Origin of the sequence: Oceanobacillus sojae (assembly GCF_007991515.1) — a bacterium.
In the GTDB taxonomy this organism is placed as follows: Bacteria; Bacillota; Bacilli; order Bacillales; family Amphibacillaceae; genus Oceanobacillus; species Oceanobacillus sojae.
Window position 1 is genome coordinate 38,390 of record NZ_BJYM01000001.1, and the last position, 26,963, is coordinate 65,352.

Below are 26,963 nucleotides of genomic sequence, written 5' to 3' on the forward strand. Positions count from 1 at the left end.
TAATCCATCACCATCATTGGACCAATCAGTATGAAGGCCTCATTGGGTGCTTTTTCATTTAAATTATGTCCTTTCCCCTAAATATTTATATATACGAGGTGGACCATTTTCTGTTAGGATTAGATATGAAAATATAACTAAAATAAAAAAAAACAAGTCAAATTATAGCTGGTTATCACCTACTCTCTTCAAGGCAAGAGGTTTATTGCATGCATGTCTTTGGACGTTAGGAGTATGATATTTCAAGCTGTTACAGAACTAATGTACGAAGGAGCTGCTTTTATTGAAAAAAATGATCATTTTAATTTCTTTATTGATATTGGGAGGTTGTTCATTTTTTCAAGATGATAAAGAGGTAGAATCTGAAGAAACATCTTTGAAAGAAGGATATTATTACCACCTGGAGGAAGTTACAACAGAATTATTCTTAACAGAAATAGATGCTCAAGAATGGATGAAATACTACTTAAAGGACAATCAAGATAAATTGGATGATATCATAGCGGAAAATACAGCTAGAGGTATTATAAATAATGTCGATTTAGATCTGATACAGGAAAATGAAGTTCAGGTTAAATCTTGCAAAGAAGGATTGTGCAAAATATATTCAAATGAGTCCCCTATTCTGAAAGCATTTGTTGTTCCCGCTATGAAAATTAATGAGAAAACGGAGAGTACAGAATCAGAACACCTGAACAATGCAGATCGAGAACCAGTAGAAGATCAATTTTGGCAGCTTATCAATGAACACATAGAAGATACGCTTAAAAAGTCCTCCGAGCTAATAGAGCTGTATCAGAGTGGAAACCCTAATAAAATAGATAAAGAATCTATTGAATCCTTATATGATAGCATCCATGGAAGAACGCAATATCTACGATTAAATTTGGTTCCAAATGACGAAGAAATAGAAAAACAATTTAATGATTTATTAATGGCATCCGAATTTCTATTCAATAGCTTTCATCAAGCACAATGGTATTTTGAACACGAGGAAGAAAGAGAATTGAAGAAGTTAATAAAACAAGAAACACTTCTATTAAGAGAAGATTTTCAAGAAGTAACGGAAAAAATACAGGAATATCAAGGAAAAATCAAATAATAGTTATAAGAACCATTATCTTTGAAAAAGGGATGGTTCTTTTTATCTTGTAAATACTTATCCGTTATGCTGCAAAGTGCAGGTGTGATATTGTTTTATTTTACCTAACTAGGGAATAGTTCTGAAACCAAATAAATAATTCAGAGGGGATATTTTGAAGAAAATAGGAGGCATGAAATAATGCGTAAAAGAATCATTCTTTTTATTTATATAGCCATGATTTCTTTAGTTGCTTGCCGCCAGCAAAATGAACTTTTTAATAATGAAAATATAACATCCATTGAAATACAGAACTGGGATAATGACGAATTAGTTAGTACTGTTACAGATGAAGCTCTGATAAATGATTTAATAGAAGAACTGGAATCTGCAAATTCCTCATCAACCGCTAATATAGATATTCCAGGTGCTGATTATCGATTGTTATTTTCAAATGATGACAAGGTTGTCCAAGAGCTTGGTTACTATATTGAAGAAAAAAACTTCAATGGGACGACCGGTCAATTTATTGATATGGAAGCAGGAAATCATTATGGAGTAACAAAAGAATTACCAGTTACTGAGGAAAAATAGCGGTATGTTTCAAATAAACACGCTTTTTTCAAGAAGTTAACAATTAAGCTTGATAATATAATAAAAAGTTTGATATATTTAAATTAATCAGAAAAATTTATAATTACAATTATTTTAACGGAGAATACTAGAAGGAGGGACTCATTAATATGAAACGAATTAATTACTCGATACAGTTAATAAATCTGATGGAGCCTGTATCGAGCTTAACCGAAGCATCTATCAGTTAACTGTATCGTCCACATAATAAATTAAAAAGTGGAGGGTTAGTTATGATGAATATAAATACGTTAAAAAACGAATGGATAAAGTATGAAGAAGTAAAATTTGAAGGGTGGGATTTCTCTTATATAAAGGACGATTGGGAAAATGAAGCTCTCCCATGGAATTATACTGGAACAGTAAACAAATATTTATCTCCAGATTTAGAATTACTCGATATGGGTACAGGAGGCGGGGAATTTCTTCTGTCTCTAAATCATCCTTATGAAAAAACATCCGTAACAGAAGGCTGGCAGCCTAATATTGAGCTTTTAAAAAGAAAATTAGTTCCTTTAGGGATAAATCTGGCTCCGATCGCTGACGATGACATCATTGATTATGATGATAATAGTTTTGATATTATATTGAATAAACATGAATCATTTAATGTTAACGAAGTAAAAAGAGTATTAAAACCAAACGGTGTATTTATTACTCAACAGGTTGGCGGAGAAAATGGAAACCGTTTATCAAATATGCTTATTCCAGACTTTCAACCAAAATATAGAAACTTAAATTTGAGAAATATCCAGCATGAACTAAATGACAGTGGTTTTGAGATAGTGTTTGCTGATGAATATTTTCCTTACCAAAAGTTTTTTAATATGAAAGGCTTAATTTACTATGCAAAAGTTATTGAGTGGGAATTTCCGGCATTTAATGTAAAGGATAACTTTGAACAGCTGTTGGATGCCTATAAAGAATTAACGTTGAATGGTTATATTTTAAACTATGAGCATCGATTTATAATAGTTGCTTATAATAAATAAATTTTTATAAAATAAGAAACCCGTTTTGAAAAAATATTCAAGACGGGTTTATCTCATTTTGAAAACAATAAAAGGGGGCAGGCGGTTTAGACTTTATAGTCATTTAGCAAAAGAAGATAGAAGTGATATGAAAGAAATAATATCTAAATATATTATTACGTAAAATATAAATTTGACGTAATAAATTGTAATTTTAATTAAAGTCTTGTAAAATTAATCTATGAGGTGATCTAATGACAAACCATTCAAAGCAGCAACTATATAACAAACTTCAAACTTTACTTAAAGAACTTCCTTGGTATGTTGAGGAATTTATTAATTACAAAGAAAGAAAATTAACGGCAGCTTCGTTGCTGAATTATGCGCATGATTATAAAATCTTTTTCAATTGGCTCGTTACTGAAAATTATTATTCTGGCGAACTGAAAGATTTACCGCTTGAGTTACTTGAATCACTAACTGTTCAGGAAGCTGAGCGATTTTTGGCTTTTCTTAAATACGAGTTACATAATAAAGAACTTACGATTAACCGTAAATTATCAGCTTTAAAATCGCTTTTCAATTACCTGCAGAATATTGCCGAAACACGTGATTTACAACCGTATTTAAGGCGTAATGTCATGGCAAAGCTTGAATTCAACGATATAAAAGAAAGTATGGAAACAACTGCAAACAAAATGGAAGGAAAAATCTTAATGGGTGATGAATATGAACGATTTCGCCAATTTATTGCCTATGACTATGGCGAGCTTTATAAAGATAATAAAAAACTCGTAAACTTCCACCTTCTAAACCGTGAACGTGACACAGCAATTGTCTCGCTTATTTTAGGTTCCGGATTACGGCTTTCAGAGGTTGTGAATCTGGATTTAGATGATATTGATCACAGCAAATATACTGCACGTGTTATTCGCAAAGGAAACAAAGAACAATATGTTTATTTCAGTAAGCAAGCGATGGATGATTTGGACGAGTATTTGCAAATCAGGTCGGAACGCTATCATGTCGAGAAAGCAAATAAAGCTTTATTCATCGCTGCTGCAATGGGGCCAAAAGGAACGCCGAGACGATTAACCGCACGTTCTATTGAAAAATTAATCGAAAAATATGCAAAAGCTTTCGGAAAACCGTCATTATCCGTTCATAAATTAAGACACTCCTTTGCAACCAGATATCATAGTGAGATTAACGATGTACCGAAATTAAGACGCCAGCTCGGACACTCATCGATACAAACGACGATGATTTACACACATATTAATAATGATGATTTAAAAAATGCTGTAGACAAGATGGATATGCCAAAAACTGATGAATGAGTATCCTAGTGCTGTATAATTCGCTTTAAAGTTTTAAATCCACCTGGATTTCTACTTGATCACACGAACAAATGTTTGCGTTATTGAAGATAAGGAATACAAATGAAAGGAGATAAAATAATGCCTAGAAATCCAGGAATTACGGATGAATTTAATCGAAATTGAATTGAAAAATTTATTAGCAAAAAGTGAAATATCATTATAAATGATGTAATAGAGCAAAGCATATACTTTGTTGATTGAAAGGTTGTAATGAGCAACCTCTTTTCTTTTAAAATTTTCCTACTTTACATAATATTTATTATGGGAAATTGCAAAATAAACTGTCCCACATTAAAGTATACTCTGGATATTGAGATAATACTAAAGTTTTTACGTTATTAGAATCTCTAATTCCTTTTATGTTCAATTTAACTCACCTGTTATCAATACCATATAAATCCGCCAATGTTTGCCGATTCGTTTAAACCTCTGACTCTCGTAAAAATTACATAAATTTGCCCTAACAGCTGCACAGTGCCCGTCTGAAGTATTTCTTCATTTGCAATCTAACTTGCTGCTTGGCCAAATTTATCATATCAGCAATAACTCCTGATTTAGCAAATTTCCTGCAGACAGCAACCTTATTTAAATATAACAGGTCTTTAATATACCACATTTCTTTACCAGTTTACTTCAACCATTCTACTGCTTCTATCAAAACAGATGAAAAATCATCTATCTCCCCTATTTTAATATTCCTTATTATTAATCTCATTAAATAAAGCTTCCTTTATTTAACATTTTATAATTTTCGGAATATTCATCCGGAATATTACATCACTTTATTGTAATTTGATAAATAAATTATGCTATCATATCTATTAAGAGGTGATTATCTATGAAATATGTATCTGTCAGAGTCCAGGGACGTGTACAAGGTGTCGGCTTCCGCTACTTCACACAGCATGCTGCGATGAGTCATAACATTACCGGATGGGTAAAAAATGAAGATGACGGCGCTGTTTCTTTAGAGGCATATGGAGAAGATAACAATATTAACCGTTTTCTTGAAGAAATAAAAAAAGGGCCCACCCGCTTTGCAAAAGTAAGTGAGATGGATGTCAATAAGCTTTCCGGAGATCCTGAGTATTCCTCTTTTGATGTAAAATATTAAAATAAATAGACCTGATACAGTATAGCATAAACTGTATCAGGTCTATTTTTACAGGATTGGTGATAATAAACGGGAAATACCCTCTTTAAATTTTATCCATAAAGAGCGTTTGCTGTAGCGCTCAGGTGTTAATTCAGAGCACAGCTTGCAATCCTCTTCAAATATACGATATAATTCCTCGGAAACATTTTCATCATACGTTGCTGCACTTACTTCAAAATTTAATCGAAAGCTTCGGGAATCAATGTTCATAGTTCCAACACATGCAATTTTTTTATCTACTACAATTGTTTTGGCATGCAGAAAGCCGTTATCATAGAGTAATATTTTTGCGCCATAGTCCAGTAAATCCCCTGCGTATGCCCAAGTTGCCCAATATACGAATGGATGATCCGGCTTGCACGGAATCATAATTCGTATATCTACTCCGGATAAAAGTGCCATTTTACAAGCATCCATAAAGCTCGTATCTGGTATAAAGTATGGTGTTTGGATACAGACGCTTTCCTTGGCGGAGAGTATCATTTTAATATACATATTCTTTAAATGCTCTGTTTCTGAGTTTGGGCCGCTGGAGACAACTTGTACAGGACTTGTTCCATGGTGTTTTTTCATATGAAAGCAAAACTCTTTATAATCATCATGTTGTTTGTCTTTTCCAGCCTGATGCCAGTCCATAATAAATCTGACTTGAATATCATTAACTGCATTTCCGTATATTTTAAAATGTGTATCGCGCCAATAGCCGAATTTTTTATCCTCTCCAAGATATTCATCACCTACATTGAAGCCGCCAATATAAGCAAGTGCGCCATCAATAATGACCAGCTTTCTGTGATTCCGGTTATTAATCCGGAAGTTAATCAGCTTTAAAAAAGATGGAAAGAAAACTCGTACCTGCCCGCCTGCCTCTTTTAAATCATTAAAGAATCTGGATGGCAATTTTTTTGATCCGACTTCATCATATAAGACACGGACCTTTACGCCCTCTTTTGCTTTTGTTATCAGGGCATCTCTAAGTCTTCTTCCAAGATTGTCAGGCTGAATAATGTAATATTGTATATTAATCTCTTGTTTTGCAGCGGCAATATCTTCTAACAGTGCATCAAATTTCTTATGGCCATCACTAAATATGACCATTTCATTATCCTCGGATAATCTGGCATGGGAGGAACGCAAATTCATTGTGATGAGCTCCTCATATTGTGTTAACCATGGTATATCAGTTCGTTTCTCTTCATCTATTATCTTTAATTGTGTATCAACTTCTTCTTTAAGCAGTTTTTGTTCTTCCTTTGTTAACCCATAGAAATTATTCTGTTTTAAACTTCGTCCTAAAAAGATATAAATTAAGAATCCGACAATAGGCAGGAAAAATAAAACCAATAGCCATGCCCAAGTATATCCTGGATCACGTTTTTCAAAAAACAATACGCCAAGTGCCAATAGTAAATTAATAAAAATTGTAATGGAAGCAATTGTTGTGATAATATTTGCTATCTCTGTCTCCAATATAAAACACCTTCTTTTTCTAAATCGATAAATTTTATAATTTATTTGATTTATACATAGTACACTATATGTAATAAAAAGTTAAGTCAATTATTGCTGCCGATAAAATAAATAAAAGGAACACTTTAGCCCAAAAGCACCAGTGCTCCTTTTATTTATCAATCATCAAGGGATACTTTTCTCAAGGGTTCCTTCGCCGGTCCTGCCATGACTTCTCCGTCATAATGGTAACGGGACCCGTGACAAGGGCAGTCCCATGTTCTGTCCGCACTGTTCCAGTTTACTTCACAGCCAAGATGAGTGCACGTTGTATCAAGAACATGCAGTTTATCTTCCTTATCTTTATAAACACCAACCCGTCCGCCTTTAACAGTTGTAATTGCCGCCTCTCCCACTTCTAATTCATCTATATCCCTGGAGGCAGGAAAATCCAATTTTCCTTTTATAAGTTCTGTCGCAACCTCCATGTTAAAACTGAATAAGTTCTTTAACATCGGTTTGGAGGAGAAGCGTGCCGGAGAAAATAATTCTTTATATGGATTTTCGTTATTTTCAGTGATGGTATCTGCGATGATTTTTGCGGCTATTGTTCCATTTGTCATTCCCCATTTTCTATAACCTGTCGCAACAAATATCGAAGGGTCCCCTTTGGTTATTGGCCCAATATACGGCATTTTATCCAAGGTGGTAAAATCCTGCGCAGACCATTGATAAGAAATATCGTCAATATCAAACTGCTCTTTAGCAAATTCCTTTAAATTCTCATAACATAATTTTTCGTCCAAGCTTACTCCTGAACGATGATTTTCACCGCCGACAAGGAGATAGGTGTCTTTATTATTTAACTTGGCAGTCCGGATGGAACGGGTTGGATTTTCCACGTTGATATACATTCCACCCGGATAGTCTCCTGTCCATTTGCCTGATACAATATAAGATTGCTCTGCGTACATTTTGGCAAAATAGAGACCCTGATGATCAATATAAGGAAATTGAGTAGCTGCAATCAGATAATCACAGGTAACACGATGTTCATCCTTTGTAATGACAGTACTTCGTCTATTATATTCCAGCGTCATAGCAACAGTCTGCTCATAAACCTCAGTTCCATTTTTTACAGCTTCCTCCAGCATAAACTGTAAATATTTTAAAGGGTGAAATTGAGCCTGTCCCTTCATTTTTAATGCTTGTTTAGATGGAATTTGCAGAGGCATCTCTGTAATGAGTTCTCCTGGAATATCCAGAGCTTTATATGCTTCTGCTTCTTTTTCTAATTGTGATAAATAAGCATCGTCATTTGTATATAGAAAAGCGTCCTGTTCTTCATAATTACAATCGATCCGGTTCTCTGTGATTTCATTTTTAATAAAATGCATGGCCTCCTGCATGGCCTGATAATATTGTTTTGCTTTTTCCTTACCAATTGTTTCGATTAGCTCTGCATAAATCATCCCATGCTGGGCGGTTACTTTTGCAGTGGTGTGCCCAGTAACACCGCTAAGTACTTGATCAGCCTCTAATAAAATAACCTTCATTCCTTTTTTAGAAAGTAAATAGGCAGCGGTAATTCCTGTTAACCCAGCTCCAACAATGCAGACTTCAGTTTGCTTCGTTTCCTGAAGCTTAGGAAATTCTTTAAAGGCGGTATCCACCTGCCAAATTGATTTTGAACTCATATTTATTGCACCTCACATTTGCTTGTTTCCTTTAGTATCTCCTTTTCAGTTACAGTTACTCAAAAGAATTGAAAGCAATTAAAATGAGAGCATAGAAAAAGACTGCTTCTATATTCAGTAAGCAGTCTTTGTATAGTATAATTAACGGTTTTCAAAAAACAGCCGATTCAATGAAATATATTCATTTTCCTTATCCGGCACTTCGTCTTCCATATATATTGCCTCTACTGGACAAACTGCCTCACAAGCACCGCAATCGATGCAAATATCAGGATCGATATAGAACATATCTTCTCCCTCTTCTATACAATCAACAGGGCATACCTCTACGCATTCTCCTGCTTTTTCTGTTTTACATGGTGAAGTAATAATAAAAGCCAACGAGATTCTCCTCCTCTTTATCAATGTTTTTCATGTATTAAGTAATTATAACGCATTTTAAAATAAATGAAAACTTGATTTCGTTTTCATACACCATTATACAGCTCAATTTTATCAAAAAAGAAGAAATATGTAAGAAGGAGATAAGGCATCCTTTTAAAGCAGCACTTATCTCCTGTCAATTTATCTGATTAACATTCTTCAAAATAATCTTTTCTGAAGCCGCCAATGCGGTCACTGTTATCAATGATAAAATAAAACTCTTCTGTTTCATTTTTTACATCATAAACCTTCCCCGGAGTCAATTTACGGTCAACAATAAATTTTTTTGCATCAGCATGTACACATTTAATTTGTTTTTCTGTCTCTCTGTTTTCCCAATTCTTATGAATCATTCTTTTGTTCTCCTCTTCTTGTTTACATAATAATATTATTAACTACTTGAATAAATATAAATAGTTACCGTATCCTTCTTCTTTCATCTTATCCTTTGGAATAAAACGCATCGCTGCTGAATTCATACAATACCGTAATCCTCCTGCTTCTTTCGGCCCGTCTTCAAAAACATGACCAAGATGAGAATCAGATTGTTTGCTGCGGACCTCTGTCCGAATCATTCCATGGGATGTATCTGTAACATCAGTGACTTGCTTCGGGTCAACCGGTTTAGTAAAGCTTGGCCATCCACAGCCGGCATCGTATTGATCCTTTGACGAAAAAAGTACTTTACCAGAAATGATATCCACATAAATACCTTCTTCTTTATTATTCCAATACTCATTATCAAATGGCCGCTCTGTTCCATTTTCTTGTGTGACATGGTATTGCAGCGGTGTCAGCTTCTCTTTTAATTCTTTTTCAGAAGGTTTGCTTTGCCAATTTTCTTTAATAAATGCTTCTCGACCAGAGCCTTTTTTATACATTTTGTAATGAAAAGAACGTTTCTTATAATAGTCCTGATGCTCTTCTTCTGCTGGATAAAAAGGTTTTGCGGGAAGTATCGGTGTTACAATATCCTTTTTAAATTTTCCACTTTGCTGCAATAATTCCTTTGAATGCTCTGCTATTTCTTTTTGCTCTTCATCATGATAGAAAATAGCTGTCTGATAGGATTCACCACGGTCGTTAAATTGACCGCCTGCATCTGTCGGGTCAATTTGCTGCCAAAAGGTCTCCACTAGCTCTTTGTATGGCATAATATTCGGATCAAATTCTATTTGAACAGCTTCAACATGACCTGTCGTATCTGAACAAACCTGTTTATATGTCGGGTTTTCAACATGACCACCAGTATAGCCGGAACGGATGCTGATAACACCTGGACGTTCATCAAATGGTTCTACCATACACCAAAAACATCCCCCTGCGAAAGTGGCAAGTTCTTTCTGTTGTGACATACTTATATCCTCCCATCACTATTTCTGTTATTTATTCTCTCCCTATTCTTCCTTTTTTATAAAAAAAAATCAAGCAGAAGGCTTTTATAATTAATAATAGAGACAGCCCTCTTCTTGATTTTATACGTACAGCTTTGGCGTGGAAACACCTCTTGCTTTTATTTCCTCAGATACTTCATCTTTTGGCTCCGCCTGCTGATGATTTATTTTAATATTTGATTTTGAACTTTCAACTGGAGTTGTATTCTCTGGAGCTGCTTCATTATCCTCCTGATTGAATGTTTTAAAAGCTTTTACCATCCGATACATAGAAGGGATATTCTTAATCATTGGTCCGTACTCCTGAATTAATGGAGCTGTTGATTGTACAACACCCAGAACCTGCTGTACCCCTCCAAGTGTTTTTGAAAGTGTAGAAATTCCTCCTGATTGTGCTAATCCCTGACTGGCACCTCCGGACAATAAACTTGATAAACCTCTTGATCCGCCTTTTGCACCTGCTGCTCCACTTGAATTTCTTATTTCTCTTGGAATCCCCCTCAAATTATTATGATTGTTACGAAAAGGGGGGCGCGGCGAACGAGACATTTGATTTCTAGATGGGAAAACCATCGCTATCTACCCCTTATTTATCTATATTATTTCACTTTTTGAACATCCTCTTATAGAGTATGCGGACGCTATTCAACTGTGTAGACATTTCCCCGTATTCACACAATCATTTCCCGGGAAACCGCAGGAATCAACAAATAAACAATGATATTTATAAAGGTTGTCGAAAAGTTTCTATATTTGTCAGATAGGAATTAATCAAACGTTTGATTAATTCCTTATCTCAATATATTCATAAATAAAATGGATAACAGCCTATTATTTAACTATGAAAAAAGCAGCCAGTTTCAGCTGCTATATTTCCATTCGTATTCTGTCCAAAGCTCATCAAAGGCTTTTAGTGCTTCCGGGAAAGGACTATTCCATTCCAGATAATCGCTGATTTCATCATAACTGTTTGCGTACTGCGGGAAATGATGATCATAAAAAGCCCAATCAGCTAACTTAGAGTAATCATCCTTCTGTAACTTTCCGCGATGTGTTAATAAGAATTGATAAAAAGATTGATGCATTGTTCCCCTCCCCTACTCATTCATAAATGCTTCATGCTGAGCCTGTTTCTTTTTGTAAACAACTTTACACAGCTGAATACTGATTTCATAAATAATAATCAGTGGGATTGCCACAACAATTTGCAAAACAAAATCAGGCGGTGTAATAAGTACTCCAATAACAATTAAAACAAAATACGCATACTTTCGGTTTTTAACCATAAATGCTGGCGTCAGGATACCCAGGCTCGTCAAAAACATTGTAAGGATTGGAAGCTCAAACAAAAAGGCAAATGGCGTTGTTATCTTTAATAAAAATCCAAAATAACGCTCCACCGTAAACATGACATTAAACATACCATCATTTAATGATAACAGAAAAGGGAAAATTAGCTTAATAAATACAATGTATCCAAAAACAAGTCCCAACACAAACAAAATCAACGAACCCGGTATATAAGCTAATGATACACGTTTTTCTTTTGGTGTTAAAGCCGGGCTGACGAATGCCCAGAGCTGGTAGGCGATAATCGGTATCGTTGCGGCCAATGCAATTAATCCAGCCATTGAAAAATAAATCCAGACAATTTCAGCCGGGCTGATTACGGTCAGCTGCATATCAATATCATTCACAAAAAAAGTATAGATGCTTTTCACATTTAGAAAGCCGACTATAAAAAACAATACAAATACAATCGCAGTGACGATTAAACGATTCCGAAGCTCTGTTAAATGCCCCCCAAAGTTCATTTCTTTTTCTCCATTTATATGTTCTTCTGATTCTGACATAGTTCAACCCACCCCTTAAGCTGATGACACAAAAGAGATGCAAGGAATACTCCCTACACCTCTGCAATTAATTACTGTTTCTTTTTAGGTTTGTCATTCATGATGTCCTGGCTTGCATTTTTAAATTCTCTTAATGTTTCTCCAAGTGCTTTTCCGATTTCGGGAAGCTTGTTTGGACCAAAGACAATCAAGGCGGCAATGACTATCAAAATTAATCCGGGAAATCCAATATTTGAAAATATATTCATTTTCCATCAACTCCGTACATGAATTTAACTCATTTTTCTTCTTTGATAATGGATTTAACCTCATCTGATTCATCTTTAACATCCTGTGTTAAAGACCGAGTAGAATTTTTAAATTCCTTCAATGACTGCCCTGCAGCTTTCCCTATTTGCGGAAGCTTATTCGGACCAAAGATAATAAGAGCTAATATCACGATTAATACGAGTCCCGGAATGCCTATGTTTGCTAACATCTATTGACACCTTCTTTACGTATAGAACATTTTCTTTCTTCCCATATCATAGCATGTTTAGAAAACATTAGACAAGTTAATTTTTACGGTCATATTGCAGAAAATAATAGTCATAAGGGTTTTTATCGTTCTTTATCCCTTTTTCCTTTTTCGTAAGCTCCCACTCTGCTTCAGCAAATGCTGGAGCAAATGTGTCACCAGGGAATTCCTCATCAATTTTTGTAATATACATCCGGTCAGCAATTGGTACTGCTTGTTTATAAATTGCTCCGCCGCCAATGATGAAATATTCGATTTCGGGATGTTCATTATTCCAATACTCCACTATAGATAAATCATGAATTATTTCTACATTTTCAATTTCCAGATCTTTATTCCTGGTCAGTACGACATTACGTCGATTTGGCAACGGTCCATTCATAGATTCTAATGTTTTTCTTCCCATTACAATCGTATTTCCAGTAGTCTTTTCTTTAAAAAACTTCAAATCCTGCGGTAAATGCCAGGGCATCTTGTTTTGATAACCGATAACATTATTTCTGCTTGCGGCAAATATTAATGAAATCATGCTTTGGCCTCCTTTCCAAGCTTTGTAGTTGCAGCATTTAAACAGCAATCGGTGCTTTAATAGTAGGGTGTGGATTGTAATTTTCGATTTTCAAATCGGAAATTTCGATATCAAAAACAGATTTTCCCTCTGCGTTTATTTTTAATACTGGCAGCTCCCGGATATCTCTTTCTAATTGCAGATTTACTTGATCTACATGATTGGAATAGATATGCGCATCTCCAAAGGTGTGAACAAACTCTCCTACTTCCAAACCACATTCGTGGGCAATTAAATGTGTTAACAGTGCGTAGCTTGCAATGTTAAAGGGCACACCTATAAATACATCAGCACTGCGCTGATACAGCTGACAGGATAATTTTCCGTCTGCTACATAAAACTGAAATAGTGTATGGCATGGCGGCAAAGCCATAGATGGAACATCCCCGGGGTTCCATGCAGATACAATATGACGTCTGGAATTAGGATTATTTTTAATAGCTTCAATAGTTTCTTTCAATTGATCAATCGACTCGCCTTTTGAAGTTTCCCATTTTCTCCACTGCTTTCCATATACAGATCCTAAATCTCCGTATTTTTTGGCAAATGCATCATCATTTAATATCTTCTCTTTAAACAGCTCCATTTGCTGATCATACAGCTCTTTAAAAGCTGCATCCTTCTGACTGCGTATACCGAAATCTGTCATATCCGGCCCTGTATACTCCGAGCTTTTAATCCATTTTTCAAATGCCCATTCGTTCCAGATATTATTATTATGCTCTAGTAAATAGCGGATGTTTGTGTCTCCTTTAATAAACCATAATAACTCTGTAGCAATTAAGCGGAATGGAACCTTTTTCGTAGTTAATAATGGAAATCCTTTTTGTAAATCAAAGCGAATCTGATGTCCGAAAATCGAATATGTCCCCGTATTTGTCCGGTCATCACGATTAAGTCCTTCATCTAATATCTTTCGGCACAGCTCTATATAACCTTGTTCTCCTTGCATCCATAATCCTCCTCTATATTTTGACTCCTATATGTAGGAACTTCTTTTGCTGATATAATTTGAATTATTAAATTACATGTCTCTTTTTAATAATAAAAGTAAACCAAGAAAGGTTAACGTTATAACTAGCGAAAGAAAAACACGAAGACTCCTGTGGGAAAGCGCAGTGGGAAGACCCCGCAGAAAAAAAGCGAACTTCTTTTTTTCGAGGAGGCTGAGCTCAAGCCCACGGAAAGCGTAGTGTTTTTCTGTAGCGGTTGCATAAACCTCTCTTTATTCGTCTTGAGTGGAACATATAATTCAACCTTTAAACAATCATTATTATAACAGAAATTTGTTCCCTGTATATTTCTCAACTTTAAAATAAATAAATTCAATGAAGAAGAAACAGGTATAAATTCAAAACCTTTTGATTATTTTATAAAAATAGTCAGGATTTCTTGACTGTGTAAAAAAATTAAGCTAATATGGGTACAAGCAAAGAAGATGGTACGGAATCATTAGAATGTAAAGGTAGCTTCGATAGACAGAAGTGGATGATTATGATCCCGTTCTTCTATCGGAAGCTGCCTTTTTTCATATTTCGTTCTTCTGCTTTGTAATCACACGCGTTTTACGTGGAAGTATTTAGGAGGAAATTTAACATGGAAAACGGAGTAGTAAAATGGTTTAATGCAGAAAAAGGTTACGGGTTTATTCAACTAGAGGAAGGGAATGATATTTTCGTACATTATTCTGCTATTCAAGAAGAAGGTTTTAAAACTTTAGAAGAAGGACAGGAAGTTTCCTTTGACGTCGTTGAAGGTGAACGTGGTCCACAAGCTGCAAATGTTGTAAAAAGATAAAATATCATCATAGATTAAAAGCAGAATCCTAAAATGGGGTTCTGCTTTTTTACTGTCCCTCTTACATATTATCCTCTTCCTCTCCTTTATAAAGGCATAAATCCAGATTTTAAAACATGATATTTTGTCAATGATTTTATTACTTTATTCATTAAAATGTCATAAACTTTTCAAACCAAAAAGTTTGTAAAATGATTAAGCCAGTCTACTTGTGAATATTTGAACAAAATGTGAAAAGTCAGTAATGACACTGTATACAGGCCTTCTTTTCGATATGATAGTCATATAGGAAAGAAGTTACAGAAGGGGTGAATCACATGAAAAAATCTGATCCTAATTTAAAAGGTACACTTTTTTCAGTAATCACTATAGGAGCTATTATTCTTATCAGCTGGTTTGCAGTATTTTTATTATTTTTGTCGCGATAAAGAAGGAGGAGAAAGAGCATGCATTTACACAAATACGAGAAGATTTGGCTTATCTTCGGCGGGGCATCCCTTGTATTGTTTCTAGCAATACTTGGATTTGGAGCATTTTATTTAGGAACACATCCTCAAAGCCATGGAGTAACGATTGACCCTGAAAATGTGGAAGCTAATGAAGCATTTCAAAGAGAAAACCTGGGGATTACACAGGTAGATGATGATAAATATATTGTCAATGTTGTTGCCAGTGCATTCAACTATGATTTAGGAAGTGATGAGGAAGGCAATGCAGTTTCTCATATAGAAATTCCTAAAGGGTCTACTGTCTTATTTCAGGTAGTCTCAACAGATGTTATTCATGGATTTAATGTAGCGGGCACTAATGTCAATATGATGGTAGAGCCTGGATATATCAGCAGTATGGAAGTTCAGCTTAATAAAGCTGGGGAATTCACATTATTATGTAATGAATACTGTGGTGTAGGACATCACATGATGCATGCAACAGTGGAGGTGGTTGACGATGAGTCTGGCAATGAAACAGCAGCAGAATGAAGAAATTAATTTGACACCCTTAAGTATCGCAAAACCAGAAGCGAAATTATATCTTTCCTTTATGTATGTTGCATTTATTTCATTATTTATCGGTGGATTAATGGGGTTATTACAGGTATTGGTACGTTCAGGAGATTTTGAACTTCCGCTTGGAATCGGCTATTATCAAATACTTACTTTACACGGCGTTATCCTGGCATTAGTACTGACAACCTTTTTCATTATTGGATTTCAATATTCTTTATTAGGTAAAACAGTCGGTATGTCTGATAAGCAACGGAAACTTGGCTGGTTATCTTTTTGGACGATGACGATTGGAACAGCTTTAACTGGAACAGCCATTTTACTTGGGGAAGCAAACGTTCTATATACGTTCTATGCACCACTAAAAGCGCATCCTATCTTTTATATCGGTCTTGCACTTGTTGTAGTTGGAACATGGATTGCTGCTCTTGTTAATTGGCATCAGGTTTATGTTTGGAAAAAAGCACATCCAAACCAGAAAACACCGCTTCTCGCTTTTATGGTTACAATTAATATGATTATGTGGGTTATCTGTTCTCTCGGAGTTGCTGTAACTGTTCTTGTACAGTTTATTCCATGGTCATTAGGTTATACAGAAACAATTAATGTTTTATTAAGCCGTACGCTATTCTGGTATTTTGGCCATCCGCTCGTATATTTCTGGTTATTACCTGCCTACATGGCATGGTATGCAATTATCCCTAAAATCATTGGCGGAAAAATATTTAGTGATTCTTTAGCAAGACTTTCCTTTATCTTATTCTTGTTCTTCTCTATTCCAGTTGGTTTCCATCATCAGCTTACAGAGCCGGGTATTGATCCAACGTGGAAGTTTATTCAGGTAGTTCTTACCTTTATGGTTATTGTACCAAGTTTAATGACAGCATTTTCGATGTTTGCCATGTTTGAGACTACCGGCAGAAAACAAGGCGCAACAGGGTTGTTCGACTGGTTTAAAAAATTGCCTTGGAAGGATGTCCGTTTTGTAGCTCCTTTTGCCGGTATGGTTGCGTTTATTCCTGGTGGAGCAGGCGGTATTATTAACGCATCTCACCAATTAAACACGCTTGTCCATAATACGATTTGGGTAACTGGACATTTTCATTTAACCATTGCAACAACTGTTCTGCTTACTTTCTTTGGAATTGCCTATTGGCTCATTCCTCATTTAACTGGCAGAAAGCTTACTCCGAAGATTCACAAGCTGGGTATTTATCAGACTATTATATGGGCTGTAGGTATGCTGATTATGTCCGGAGCGATGCATATTCAAGGACTCTTAGGCGGACCACGAAGATCTTCTTTCTCCGAATACGGTGGTACAGAACAAGCTGCTGAATGGGTCGGCTATCAGACTGCTCAGGCAGTTGGAGGAACCCTTTTGTTTATCGGCATTGTCCTGATGATATATATCTTTATGGAATTATTAGCTTTTGCTCCTAAAGGAGAAGAAGAATTCCCTATTGCTGAGGAAGAAGAAGATGCACAGCCTACCCCATCATGGATGGAAAATTGGAAGCTGTGGATTGGTATTACAATTGCTTTAATTTTATTCGCTTATACGATACCAATGATAGATATTATTCAAAATGCACCGCCGGGATCTCCTCCATTTGATAATATTTTATAAGGGATGATAACTAAAAGCATACGTTCTGCAATTGGACCGGATTGTTGAGCATAAATAGGAGGAAAGTAATTCAATATAATCATGAATAAAAATATATACGAAAACCTCGCAAGTGATTTTAAATACAAACTGAATCGGGAATTGACACAGGCTGAAAAAGAATTCTTTAAATGGTTAGCACGAAAATATGTGTCTGAGCAAGGAAAAAAAGAATAATGTAGATTCTCTTTTCATTTAGCAGAGTAAATTTAATTTCAAATTTTATAAGATCCTCAAAAAAATCATCCGTTTTGAAAAAGATTAATCAAAGCGGATGATTTTATTTAATTTAAAATGTAGTTTTTAATCTTCTTTTTTACCAAAGTATTGGTAATAATTCGTCTGAATAAAACCATTAAACAGCTTGCGTTTCTTGGTAGCGGCTTTTCCAAATGCTTTTTCAAATTGTTCATAGGCTGTAATGATGTATGTGCTCCAGGATGGATGATTTTGCATAATACCACCCAGATCCTGATACATCTTTTCTACCTCTTCTTTATCACTTAACCGTTGTCCGTACGGCGGATTACTGATCAGATAGCCATCTTTTTGTTTAATGGTCAAATCACTGACCTGCATCTGCTTCCACTGGATTAAATCTCCAAGTCCTGCTTCCAGGGCATTTGCTTGTGCAGTTTCAATCATTTGATGACTGATGTCTGAACCGGTGATAGATAATGGCTGATCATAATTAGCGAGCTCTTCAGCTTCTCCAAAAGCAGCATCCCAATGTCTCTGTTTTACTAAACTCCATTCTTCAGAAGCAAATTCCCGATTAAATCCTGGCGCAATATTTTGGCCAATTAAGGCCGCTTCTATTAAGATAGTTCCCGAACCACAGAATGGGTCAATTAAAGGCTGATCAGGCTTCCAGTTTGTTAATAGAACTAATGATGCAGCAAGGGTTTCCTTTAGAGGGGCCTCCCCCTGCCCGACACGATAGCCGCGTTTATGTAAGCCTGCGCCTGATGTATCGATAGTCAATGTTGCTTCGTCCTTTAACAGCGCAATCTCTGTCTTATAGAGCGCTCCTGATTCTTCCAGCTTGTTGATGAGACCATATTTTAATTTCATTCGTTCTACAATCGCTTTTTTTACAATTGCCTGACAATCCGGAACACTGTATAAAGTGGATTTAATTGATTTTCCGGAAACAGGGATTTGTCCTGTTTCATCGATATAGCTTTCCCAGGGAAGTGCTTTTGTCTGCTCAAACAATTCATCAAATGTTTTGGCCTGAAACTTGCCGACAAGAATTTTCACGCGGTCAGCTGTTCTTAACCACAGGTTACATCTGGGAATTGCAGAAATTGGTGCATCAAAAATAACTTTTCCGTTTTCAACAGTAGCCTCATACCCCAGGTCTCTTACTTCTTTTGCAACAATTGATTCAAGTCCCATCGCTGCTGTAGCAATTAAAGTTACTTGTTTCATTTTTAATATCCTCTCGGTTATCATTTTAGTATAGTCTTTTCCATAAAAGGACTTTTTGAACACCCTTTAAAAAGAAAAAGATTCTATTTCATTTAATTGGAAATAGAATCTGTTCGTTGGTACGACCTTTAAATGCCCGATAAGCCATGTTCTGTTCCATTGTACTGCGAGCGGTGGTCAAACCTCGTACGCCGGTTGTAATCATCTATCTACAGCTATTGCTGTCCCTTGTTCAGTTCTATTCCCTACTAAAGGATGCCCCTACCATTATTTGGGTTGCTCACTCGCGGGGTTTACCTCGTTCCACCTGGTATGTTTCCAAACCAGCTACGTCACTGTGGCACCTTCAAGACCAGCTGACATATCACTATAAGTGACTTAGTACAGCTTGTCTGCCGTTAGTTTATACAAACTACCTTGACTTATGACTTCATCAAGCACGAACACTACAGGCATCACAGCCTGTGTGAGCATGGACTTTCCTCTACATCCAAAATGGACATAGCGATTACATAGGCATTTAAGTAACCTAAAATATTTTAGCAGAATTTTAGAGATAAATCAATTATCCTTTTGCTTATTCTTCAGAATCCGCGTATCTTTTTCCAAATACTGCTTTTTCCAGGTTAGATAAGCGTTTTAAAACATCATAATTCACCTGTGAGTTCGGCTGTGTTGAACGCGCTCTCGGTGTTTCTGTCGGACGGTTATTTTTCAATTTCTCAATTTCTTCATTTAAACGGTCAATTTCCTGTTTGAAATTATCATAATCCTGAATAATGATATCTAAAAATTCATCTACTTCTTCTTGAGAATATCCTCTAATTCCTGTTTTAAAATCTTTTTCTAAAATTTTCTTTCCATTTAGTTGAATACGGTCAATACTCATTTCAAAATCACCTCTGCAATATACTATACGTATCTTTTTTTATCATATGCTTTCATTTTACCATTATTTAATAAATATTAAAGTTATTATAACATAAAAAAGGAAACTGAATATCAGTCTCCTTCTAAAATTTAAAAATCTCTTAAACAATTAGAGTTTAAATCCCCTTTTTTTAGTCCATATCTTCCTTCTGAAATGAAAAAGGTAATAATTGATCCGTCGTAAGTGTTTGAACATCTTTGTTTAAGTTCGTTAAGTGAATGCTCATGTCAGGTGCAAAAAATTCACTCATTACCTGTCTGCAAGTTCCACAAGGCGGTACAGGACGTTTTGTATCTGCTGCAACAGCCATTTCTTCAAATTCTGTTTCCCCGTCTGAAATTGCTTTAAAAATTGCTACACGTTCTGCGCAGCAGGTAGATGGGTAAGCAGCATTTTCTATATTGCAGCCAGTATAAATTTTACCGGAGCTTGTTAATAATGCAGCACCTACCGGAAATTGTGAATATGGTACATAAGCTCTTGATCTGATTTGAATTGCTTCTTCCAGTAATTTTTCTTTCATATGAAAATCCCCCTACAAACAAAGCTGTCTATTTGTTTATTAACCCTCTTCAAGTGTATCCAATAATAAATCAAAAACGTATCGGATAGATGTATACAATTCCATATATCTCTTTCTTCTGGCATCCAAATAATAACTATGCATCAACAGTAATTCCATATTTTCCCGTGTTGATTGAATCTGATTTGGGTGAACAGATGCTTTTCTTTCCTTTACTACAGCCAGAGCATCTGTTTCCCAGCTTTCCAATAAATTATAAATAGGTGTTGTCTCTTCTTTTACCATATTAAAAAATTCGCGGTCTTTCCGATCACTTGGAGCTTCACCTTTTTCGAATCTTTTCCGCAGTGCCTCTAAATATTGATTTAATTTCTCTGTTTGTTCACTTAGATTCATTATTCGTCATCCTTCAATTTCAAACTGCATGTTCACCTAAGAATATAGCATGTTTTTATATAAGCTCTTTGAACATCCTCTTCAGGTGAATTTTATCATATAATAGATAGAAAAGTCATGAACAACATACTATAAAAGCTGCTTTAATCTCTGGAATTCCAGCTCTGTCTGTTTTAAACTATTCGTTTTTGTTTGAAATTGCACCCATACCTCACTGTCTACGTTCGCTTTTAATTTGAGATGAATGAGAGCGAGCTGTTCCTGAATCTGTTCTATTTGTTTCTCCATATCCGCTTTGCTGTATCCACCGTTTTCCTCAGGAATGATTGATTTTGAAAGAAGCATTTTTTATTCTCCTCCTGTTTTTTAGATAGAGTGAAACTTCATTCAGTCAGGCCCGTTGAAATGAGACTGGAACTGAAATAAAATCGTACTATTTAAAACCTGATGTGCTATGTATTCCACGAGAAAATGATAACCTCCTTCCCATTCGACAAAACTAGAATAATCAAAACAAAACTAGTGCAAATCTGTAATGATTTACACAAAATTAGACAAGCTATATAGTGAAACTTCATTTCGTCTGAGGTTTTCATTCTTCTCAGAGGTTTAAAATTTGAAAAGGAGGTTATTTCCATGAGACCATCAAAAGCACAGCAAAAAACAAATGCTTCAAACAAAAGAAATAACAATGAAAAAACAAGAGATAAAAAAGTGGCTGGCCCTAACCGCCCTTCCACGTAACTTTTAGAAGTATGGTTTAATCAGATAACCTAATTATATTCCCCGGACCTGTGCTGCTCTGGGGATAATTAGGTTTCTTAACATCATCAAAAATACAAAATTCAAGGCAAACTTCATTCTTTGGTGTAACCAGGTTCATACACCAGGTAGCATGTGATTTCCACATTTCTTATTATTGACCCTAAAGAATATCTGTTTGCAGCCGTAACTTTATGGATGGTTAAAGTAAAGGAGGGTGGTTTTATTTCTCCATATTTTGTACATAACTTTAAAGATTTTCATACGCTCTGATTAGTTTCCTTCTTGAATTTGTACTATAATATAGGATGTACTGGTTTTATATTTATCCTGATTCAAACAGTAATGTTTTCATATTGCTGTTTTTCATTTAGGATATACGTGTTAGGAGGCAAGAAAACATGAATTACCCAAATGGTCAGCGGAAATCACTAACCATAAAACCAAAGCAAACTAGTTTTAGCAGGAGAGGAATGACACTTGAGGAAGAAATAAATGAGACCACAGATTATTATCGCATACAGGGTCAGGCAATCATTCATAAAAAACCGACACCTGTGCAGATTGTAAATGTTCATTACCCAAAGCGGAGTGCCGCAGTAATCACAGAAGCATATTTTAAGCAGGCATCAACCACTGATTACAATGGGGTCTATAAAGGAAAGTATATTGATTTTGAGGCAAAGGAAACAAAAAACAAGACTTCCTTCCCCCTTGCAAACATTCATGAACATCAGGTTCATCATATGCAGCAAATAATAAAGCATGGAGGAATCAGTTTTATTATTTTACGTTTTAGAGCTTACGAAGAAACTTATCTATTCGATGCAAAGGATTTATTTGTTTGCTGGCAGGAGCAATTTAATGGTGGTAAGAAATCAATTTCTTATGAACATATCAAACAGTTGGGATATGAAATCCCTTTTCACTATCAGAAAAAGGTTGATTTTTTATCAGTAGTTGATAAGCTCTACCTATAGATATGGAGGTATAAAAAATGGCCGATCAAAATAGCCAGTCAAGAGCTGCCAGAAGAAAGCAGCAAGGTAAAAAAACAAAGAAGAAAAAGAAACAGCCTATTTGGAAAAAAATTATAAAGGTAGCCCTTTTATTATTTCTGATTTTATTTTTAGGCGGTGCTGCTGTCGGTGCGTATTGGATTGCTACAGCACCTGACATTGAAGAAGACAAGCTGAACATACCTTTTTCATCTGCACTTTATGATGAAAACGGCGATCAGTTTGGCGATTTTAGTTCAGATGAAAAAAGGACACAAGTAAAGTTTGAGGAGCTTCCGGATTTACTTATCGATGCTGTTACAGCTACAGAGGACGTCCGATTTTTTGATCATAACGGAATAGACCTCAAGCGTATCGGCGGCGCAATACAGGGCAACTTTACTGGAGGTTTTGGCTCCCAAGGTGCAAGTACAATCACGCAGCAGGTTGTCGAGCGTGCATTTTTAAGCAACGAGAAAAAGATAAGCATTAAAGTCCAGGAAATGTGGATGGCTATGAAGCTGGAAAGAGAATACAGTAAAGAAGAAATCATGGAAATGTACTTAAACAGTATTTTCTACGGTGCGAATTCTTATGGTGTTGCTCAAGCAGCGAAAACATATTTTGGAAAAGAAGATTTAAATGATCTTACCTTGCCGGAGGCTGCTATCTTAGCTGGGTTACCGCAGCGTCCAACAGCCTATAATCCATTTGAAAATCCGGAACTAACGGAAGAACGGATGAACACGGTATTAAATCTGATGGTACGTCATGGAAAAATTACCGAAGCGGAGGCTGATGAAGCAAGAAGTGTTGACGTTGCTTCCCTATTAAATGAAAGCCGTCCTGACCCAACACCATATGATGCTTTTGTTAACCAGGTTCGCAGTGAGATTGAAGAAAAATTAGATGATGTTAATCTTGACTCAGACGGGTTAAAGGTATATACAACACTGGATCCGGATGCACAGCCATATGTTGAAAGCATGCTTTCAGAGGAAGAATCACCAATCAGTTATCCAGATAATACACAGGCAGCAATGGTTGTTCTGGATACACAGACAGGAGCAATTAAGGCAATTGGCGGCAACCTGAATAATGAAGTCGGTTTTAATTATGCGATAAATGGAAATCCACAAGCTGGTTCTACGGTGAAACCATTTATGTCTTATGGTCCGGCTATTGAGTATAATCAGATGTCCACCTACCACCAGCTCGATGATGATGGTCCTTATGAAATCGAAGGCTCCAATCCGATCAGAAATGCCGGCAGAAGCTATAACGGCTGGGTGACAGCCCGATATGCATTACAGCAATCCCTGAATGTTCCAGCGGTCAAATTAATGGAAGAAGTCGGCAGGGAAAACTCGAAGGAATTTGCCGAGCGGCTGGGAATTCAATTTGATGAAGGTACTTTGGATGTCCGTGATGCAATCGGTGGAACAAGTGCACAGGTTAGTCCACTGCAAATGGCTGGTGCATACAGAGCATTCGGTAATAATGGCGAATATGCAGAGCCTTATGCAGTAACAAAAGTAGAATTTCCAGATGGCCGGGTAGTTGATTTAACGCCTGATTCAGAAAAAGTCATGGAAGATTATACTGCTTATATGGTAACTGACATGCTGAAATCAGTTGTAAGCTCTGGTACGGGTACCAACGCAGCTGTCCCAGGTTTAGATGTTGCAGGGAAAACAGGAACTACCACAATGGATAAACAGGAAGGAAACCCGGATTCCTGGTTTGTCGGCTATACGACAAATTACACGATAGCAGCCTGGACTGGTGGCTATGAAGTTTATGAAGATCCTGAAACCGGAAAAGATAAAACAAGGCGTGTTCCATTGCAGGATACTAGTCTTTCTCAGCAAATGTTCCGCAACACAATGGGACATTTATCTGAAGGAATCGAAACGGCTGACTTTACCCGCCCTGATTCTGTTGTAGATGTTACTGTAGAAAAAGGAACAAATCCGGCTGCTTTGGCAAGTGACAGTACTCCAAGCGAAAATAAAATTACGGAGCTGTTTGTTAAAGGTACAGAGCCAACGAAGGTTTCTGAGCGCTATGAAGAATTAGATGCAGTAAGCGGTCTGTCTGCAAGCTATAATGAAGATAATAATTCCATTGAAGTATCCTGGGATTATGATACTGATTCAGATGAAGATGTCAGCTTTGATGTAAGTGCCAGCATTGATGGAGGCAGTATGCAGTCCCTCTCTTCTACAAGTGACACATCCATGGAGATTTCAGACGTTGAAGAAGGTGCTGAATATACCATTCAGGTTATTGCTGAGAGAGGCTCATTAACCAGTGACCCTGCTACAACAACGGTCAAGGTTCCTGGTGAAGACGAAGAAGAAGAAGAGACCGAAGAGATACCAGGCGTTTCCGGCTTATCTGCTGAGTTTGATGGTGATGAAACGATTAATGTTTCCTGGAGTTATGACGGCCCTTCAGCCAGCTTTGAAGTAAGCGTGAATGGTGAAACGGAAAACGTCGGTTCTGAAGGTATCAGTGTAAGCGGCGTTACACCGGGAGATTACAATATTACTGTTACACCAATCAGTGAGGAAGATAATGAAATTCGGGGTCCTTCAGCATCTACAAGTGTGACCGTCTCTGAAGCAGAGGAAGAAGAACCTGAAGAGGAAGAGCCTCCTGCTGATGAAGAAACAAATGGGGATGAATCAGATTCTGAATCGGATTCGGACTCAACTGAGGACACCGATCAAAATAATGATTCAACGGAAGAAAATAACAATAATGAATCCGAGAATAATGAGAGTGAATCTCAAGAACAAAATGAAACAGAACAAGAAGAAGAAGATAGTTCAAATTCTGAAGAGGAAACTCCTGACGACTCCTCTGACCAGGGTGAAGACGAATCAAATAATGAGTAACAAAAAAACAATCCCGACTCTTTTATGAGCGGGATTGTTTTTTTGTAAAGATAATTTTGCGAAAAAAACATATTACCCTATTTTCTTCATCCTCTTTTTACCTTCTCGGCAGATATCCAATAATGGACATTCTGGGCAATTAGGATTTCTTGCTTTACAATGATAGCGTCCAAAGAAAATCATCCGATGATGCGTTACACTCCATTCATCTCTCGGTACTTTTCGCATCAGCGTATTTTCTACTTCTATGACACTATCCTTCCATCTGCATATTCCTAGCCGCTTGGATACACGTTCAACGTGAGTATCAACGGCAATTGCAGGTTCATTAAATGCAACGGAAGCCACAACATTTGCTGTTTTCCTGCCAACTCCAGCCAGTTTAACTAATTCTTCTTTTGTTTGCGGAACCTCTCCGTTGTATTCATCGATTAATGTACGGCAAAGCTTTTGAATATTTTTTGCTTTTGATCTGTACAATCCGATAGAACGAATATCATTTTCCACCTCTTCTAAAGGAACAGCAAGATAATCCTCTGGAGTCTTGTACTTTTTAAATAAGTCTGCTGTTACTTTATTAACCAGTTTATCTGTACATTGTGCAGACAGCAGAACAGCAATTACTAATTCAAATGGATTTGAATGGACAAGCTCTCCCTCTGCATCTGGAAACATTTCCGCCATGACATCTAAACAATGTCTGATTTGTGTATTGTTCAGCATAATTTTAATCTCCTTCTAGCCAATTGTAATAAAAGGATGTGTCTCTTTTAGGGCGTGTGTTTGTATTATTATCATTTGCTCTGCCCTGATGAAATTGCTGGCTTGCTTTTCTGGCATCCTGTACCGTATGAATCCCTTTTTTCTTCCATTCTCTTAAAATACGGTCGATGTATTTAAAGTTCAATTTGCCCATAAGTACTGATTCCCGTAGTCCCGCTTTTATCAATGAAGGTTCTAAGCTATCCTGGTCTAACCAGCTGTTAATAGTTTCTATTTCAAATGGTGATAAGGGTCTGCCGAATTCCTGTTCGAATAAGATAAAGATATTTCCTATATTTTCTTCGTCACGTGTTATCACAGATACATCTTCATCATATAGTTTTTCAAGCAGAGGTTCCAAAGAATATGATTCACTGATAGGCGTTTTTTCAGAATCATTCTTTTCAATAGACAGGAACCCTTTTTGCACTAATTTTCGCAGCATGCTGGCTGCTTGTTCTTCGGAAAAGCTTCCTGACTGTGCCAACTCAAAAGGAGTAGGAAAATGATTTCCTTCATCTGCAAAGCGCGAAAGCTGTAAAAGTAAAATAAGTTCTGTTTCATGAAGACCTAATTTGTAATAGGTGGTAAGCAGTTTTTTTGAGACAGGCATTTGATCCTGGATAATATCTTGATAATTAATTTTTGTCATTTCTAGCA

General features: G+C 36.3%; 31 protein-coding genes and 1 other RNA gene. 12 read left to right on the top strand and 20 right to left on the bottom strand.

The window, feature by feature from the left end; translation table 11 throughout:
- The first annotated feature begins 46 nt into the window (after positions 1-46).
- The 6 genes from OSO01_RS24025 to OSO01_RS00250 all read left to right on the top strand — a co-directional run bounded on the left by OSO01_RS24025 (position 47) and on the right by OSO01_RS00250 (position 5,181).
- Positions 47-238, top strand: coding sequence for a PH domain-containing protein (locus OSO01_RS24025; protein WP_147207735.1), 192 nt, complete (start codon positions 47-49; stop codon positions 236-238).
- A 45-nt stretch (positions 239-283) separates the two neighbouring features.
- A complete protein-coding gene (locus OSO01_RS00230; protein ID WP_147207736.1) occupies positions 284-1,102 on the top strand; it encodes a hypothetical protein in 819 nt (272 codons plus the stop codon).
- Between the two features lie 180 nt (positions 1,103-1,282).
- Positions 1,283-1,675: a hypothetical protein gene (locus OSO01_RS00235; protein WP_147207737.1), complete on the top strand. Its 393-nt coding sequence runs from the start codon at positions 1,283-1,285 to the stop codon at positions 1,673-1,675.
- Between the two features lie 272 nt (positions 1,676-1,947).
- Positions 1,948-2,706, top strand: a complete 759-nt coding sequence (locus OSO01_RS00240; protein WP_222595709.1) for a methyltransferase domain-containing protein — start codon at positions 1,948-1,950, stop codon at positions 2,704-2,706.
- Between the two features lie 233 nt (positions 2,707-2,939).
- Positions 2,940-4,025 carry a tyrosine recombinase XerS gene (xerS, locus tag OSO01_RS00245; protein WP_147207738.1) on the top strand — a complete coding sequence of 362 codons (1,086 nt, stop codon included), beginning with the start codon at positions 2,940-2,942 and terminating at the stop codon, positions 4,023-4,025.
- Positions 4,026-4,905: 880 nt separating this feature from the next.
- A complete protein-coding gene (locus OSO01_RS00250) occupies positions 4,906-5,181 on the top strand; it encodes an acylphosphatase (RefSeq protein WP_147207739.1) in 276 nt (91 codons plus the stop codon).
- A 48-nt stretch (positions 5,182-5,229) separates the two neighbouring features.
- Here OSO01_RS00250 and cls read toward each other — a convergent pair whose 3' ends face one another.
- The 12 genes from cls to OSO01_RS00310 all read right to left on the bottom strand — a co-directional run bounded on the left by cls (position 5,230) and on the right by OSO01_RS00310 (position 14,076).
- On the bottom strand, positions 5,230-6,693 hold the full coding sequence (gene cls / locus OSO01_RS00255) for a cardiolipin synthase (protein ID WP_246144991.1): 1,464 nt from the start codon (positions 6,691-6,693) through the stop codon (positions 5,230-5,232).
- A 158-nt stretch (positions 6,694-6,851) separates the two neighbouring features.
- Positions 6,852-8,369 carry an FAD-dependent oxidoreductase gene (locus OSO01_RS00260; RefSeq protein WP_147207740.1) on the bottom strand — a complete coding sequence of 506 codons (1,518 nt, stop codon included), beginning with the start codon at positions 8,367-8,369 and terminating at the stop codon, positions 6,852-6,854.
- Between the two features lie 141 nt (positions 8,370-8,510).
- The gene (locus OSO01_RS00265) at positions 8,511-8,750 is read right to left on the bottom strand and encodes a 4Fe-4S dicluster domain-containing protein (RefSeq protein ID WP_147207741.1); all 240 of its coding nucleotides are present in this window, start codon (positions 8,748-8,750) and stop codon (positions 8,511-8,513) included.
- Between the two features lie 191 nt (positions 8,751-8,941).
- The gene (locus tag OSO01_RS00270; RefSeq protein ID WP_147207742.1) at positions 8,942-9,145 is read right to left on the bottom strand and encodes a DUF6501 family protein; all 204 of its coding nucleotides are present in this window, start codon (positions 9,143-9,145) and stop codon (positions 8,942-8,944) included.
- Between the two features lie 42 nt (positions 9,146-9,187).
- Positions 9,188-10,147: a peptide-methionine (R)-S-oxide reductase MsrB gene (msrB, locus tag OSO01_RS00275; protein WP_147207743.1), complete on the bottom strand. Its 960-nt coding sequence runs from the start codon at positions 10,145-10,147 to the stop codon at positions 9,188-9,190.
- Between the two features lie 120 nt (positions 10,148-10,267).
- Entirely contained in the window at positions 10,268-10,759 is a 492-nt protein-coding gene (gene vrrA / locus OSO01_RS00280; protein ID WP_246144993.1) for a VrrA/YqfQ family protein, read from the bottom strand.
- Positions 10,760-11,046: 287 nt separating this feature from the next.
- The gene (locus OSO01_RS00285) at positions 11,047-11,271 is read right to left on the bottom strand and encodes a YozE family protein (protein WP_147207744.1); all 225 of its coding nucleotides are present in this window, start codon (positions 11,269-11,271) and stop codon (positions 11,047-11,049) included.
- Positions 11,272-11,283: 12 nt separating this feature from the next.
- A complete protein-coding gene (gene tatC, locus OSO01_RS00290) occupies positions 11,284-12,039 on the bottom strand; it encodes a twin-arginine translocase subunit TatC (protein WP_147207745.1) in 756 nt (251 codons plus the stop codon).
- Positions 12,040-12,110: 71 nt separating this feature from the next.
- Entirely contained in the window at positions 12,111-12,281 is a 171-nt protein-coding gene (locus OSO01_RS00295; RefSeq protein ID WP_147208056.1) for a twin-arginine translocase TatA/TatE family subunit, read from the bottom strand.
- A gap of 35 nt (positions 12,282-12,316) precedes the next feature.
- The gene (locus OSO01_RS00300) at positions 12,317-12,517 is read right to left on the bottom strand and encodes a twin-arginine translocase TatA/TatE family subunit (RefSeq protein WP_147207746.1); all 201 of its coding nucleotides are present in this window, start codon (positions 12,515-12,517) and stop codon (positions 12,317-12,319) included.
- 76 nt (positions 12,518-12,593) lie between these two features.
- A complete protein-coding gene (locus OSO01_RS00305; protein ID WP_147207747.1) occupies positions 12,594-13,085 on the bottom strand; it encodes a dihydrofolate reductase in 492 nt (163 codons plus the stop codon).
- 37 nt (positions 13,086-13,122) lie between these two features.
- A complete protein-coding gene (locus OSO01_RS00310; protein WP_147207748.1) occupies positions 13,123-14,076 on the bottom strand; it encodes a thymidylate synthase in 954 nt (317 codons plus the stop codon).
- A 644-nt stretch (positions 14,077-14,720) separates the two neighbouring features.
- Here OSO01_RS00310 and OSO01_RS00315 point away from each other — a divergent pair.
- The 4 genes from OSO01_RS00315 to OSO01_RS00330 all read left to right on the top strand — a co-directional run bounded on the left by OSO01_RS00315 (position 14,721) and on the right by OSO01_RS00330 (position 17,555).
- On the top strand, positions 14,721-14,921 hold the full coding sequence (locus tag OSO01_RS00315; protein ID WP_077602992.1) for a cold-shock protein: 201 nt from the start codon (positions 14,721-14,723) through the stop codon (positions 14,919-14,921).
- A 317-nt stretch (positions 14,922-15,238) separates the two neighbouring features.
- A complete protein-coding gene (locus tag OSO01_RS00320) occupies positions 15,239-15,349 on the top strand; it encodes a cytochrome c oxidase subunit 2A (RefSeq protein ID WP_147207749.1) in 111 nt (36 codons plus the stop codon).
- A gap of 18 nt (positions 15,350-15,367) precedes the next feature.
- Complete coding sequence (locus OSO01_RS00325; RefSeq protein ID WP_147207750.1) at positions 15,368-15,901, top strand: cytochrome c oxidase subunit II; 534 nt, start codon at positions 15,368-15,370, stop codon at positions 15,899-15,901.
- Positions 15,882-17,555, top strand: a complete 1,674-nt coding sequence (locus OSO01_RS00330; protein WP_371863276.1) for a b(o/a)3-type cytochrome-c oxidase subunit 1 — start codon at positions 15,882-15,884, stop codon at positions 17,553-17,555. Before OSO01_RS00325 ends, OSO01_RS00330 begins: the two co-directional genes overlap by 20 nt.
- 342 nt (positions 17,556-17,897) lie before the next feature.
- Here the strand turns inward: OSO01_RS00330 and OSO01_RS00335 are convergent, their stop codons facing one another.
- The 6 genes from OSO01_RS00335 to OSO01_RS00360 form a co-directional block, all read right to left on the bottom strand.
- Positions 17,898-19,028 (bottom strand): THUMP domain-containing class I SAM-dependent RNA methyltransferase, encoded by a 1,131-nt coding sequence (locus OSO01_RS00335; protein WP_147207752.1) that lies wholly within the window; start codon positions 19,026-19,028, stop codon positions 17,898-17,900.
- Between the two features lie 135 nt (positions 19,029-19,163).
- An RNA gene (rnpB, locus tag OSO01_RS00340) (RNase P RNA component class B) lies at positions 19,164-19,548 on the bottom strand.
- Positions 19,549-19,605: 57 nt separating this feature from the next.
- Positions 19,606-19,917, bottom strand: coding sequence for a cell division regulator GpsB (gpsB, locus tag OSO01_RS00345; protein WP_077602999.1), 312 nt, complete (start codon positions 19,915-19,917; stop codon positions 19,606-19,608).
- A gap of 172 nt (positions 19,918-20,089) precedes the next feature.
- Positions 20,090-20,482 carry a cytidine deaminase gene (locus OSO01_RS00350; RefSeq protein ID WP_147207753.1) on the bottom strand — a complete coding sequence of 131 codons (393 nt, stop codon included), beginning with the start codon at positions 20,480-20,482 and terminating at the stop codon, positions 20,090-20,092.
- Between the two features lie 39 nt (positions 20,483-20,521).
- Positions 20,522-20,878 carry a YppE family protein gene (locus OSO01_RS00355; RefSeq protein ID WP_147207754.1) on the bottom strand — a complete coding sequence of 119 codons (357 nt, stop codon included), beginning with the start codon at positions 20,876-20,878 and terminating at the stop codon, positions 20,522-20,524.
- Positions 20,879-21,007: 129 nt separating this feature from the next.
- The gene (locus OSO01_RS00360; protein ID WP_077603002.1) at positions 21,008-21,223 is read right to left on the bottom strand and encodes a hypothetical protein; all 216 of its coding nucleotides are present in this window, start codon (positions 21,221-21,223) and stop codon (positions 21,008-21,010) included.
- Between the two features lie 818 nt (positions 21,224-22,041).
- Here OSO01_RS00360 and recU point away from each other — a divergent pair.
- Positions 22,042-22,620 carry a Holliday junction resolvase RecU gene (gene recU / locus OSO01_RS00365; protein WP_147207755.1) on the top strand — a complete coding sequence of 193 codons (579 nt, stop codon included), beginning with the start codon at positions 22,042-22,044 and terminating at the stop codon, positions 22,618-22,620.
- A gap of 17 nt (positions 22,621-22,637) precedes the next feature.
- On the top strand, positions 22,638-25,541 hold the full coding sequence (locus tag OSO01_RS00370) for a transglycosylase domain-containing protein (RefSeq protein ID WP_147207756.1): 2,904 nt from the start codon (positions 22,638-22,640) through the stop codon (positions 25,539-25,541).
- 72 nt (positions 25,542-25,613) lie between these two features.
- Here OSO01_RS00370 and nth read toward each other — a convergent pair whose 3' ends face one another.
- Both nth and OSO01_RS00380 read right to left on the bottom strand, forming a co-directional pair.
- Positions 25,614-26,264: an endonuclease III gene (gene nth, locus OSO01_RS00375; RefSeq protein WP_147207757.1), complete on the bottom strand. Its 651-nt coding sequence runs from the start codon at positions 26,262-26,264 to the stop codon at positions 25,614-25,616.
- 4 nt (positions 26,265-26,268) lie between these two features.
- Positions 26,269-26,955: a DnaD domain-containing protein gene (locus OSO01_RS00380; protein ID WP_147207758.1), complete on the bottom strand. Its 687-nt coding sequence runs from the start codon at positions 26,953-26,955 to the stop codon at positions 26,269-26,271.
- Between the last annotated feature and the right edge of the window lie 8 nt (positions 26,956-26,963).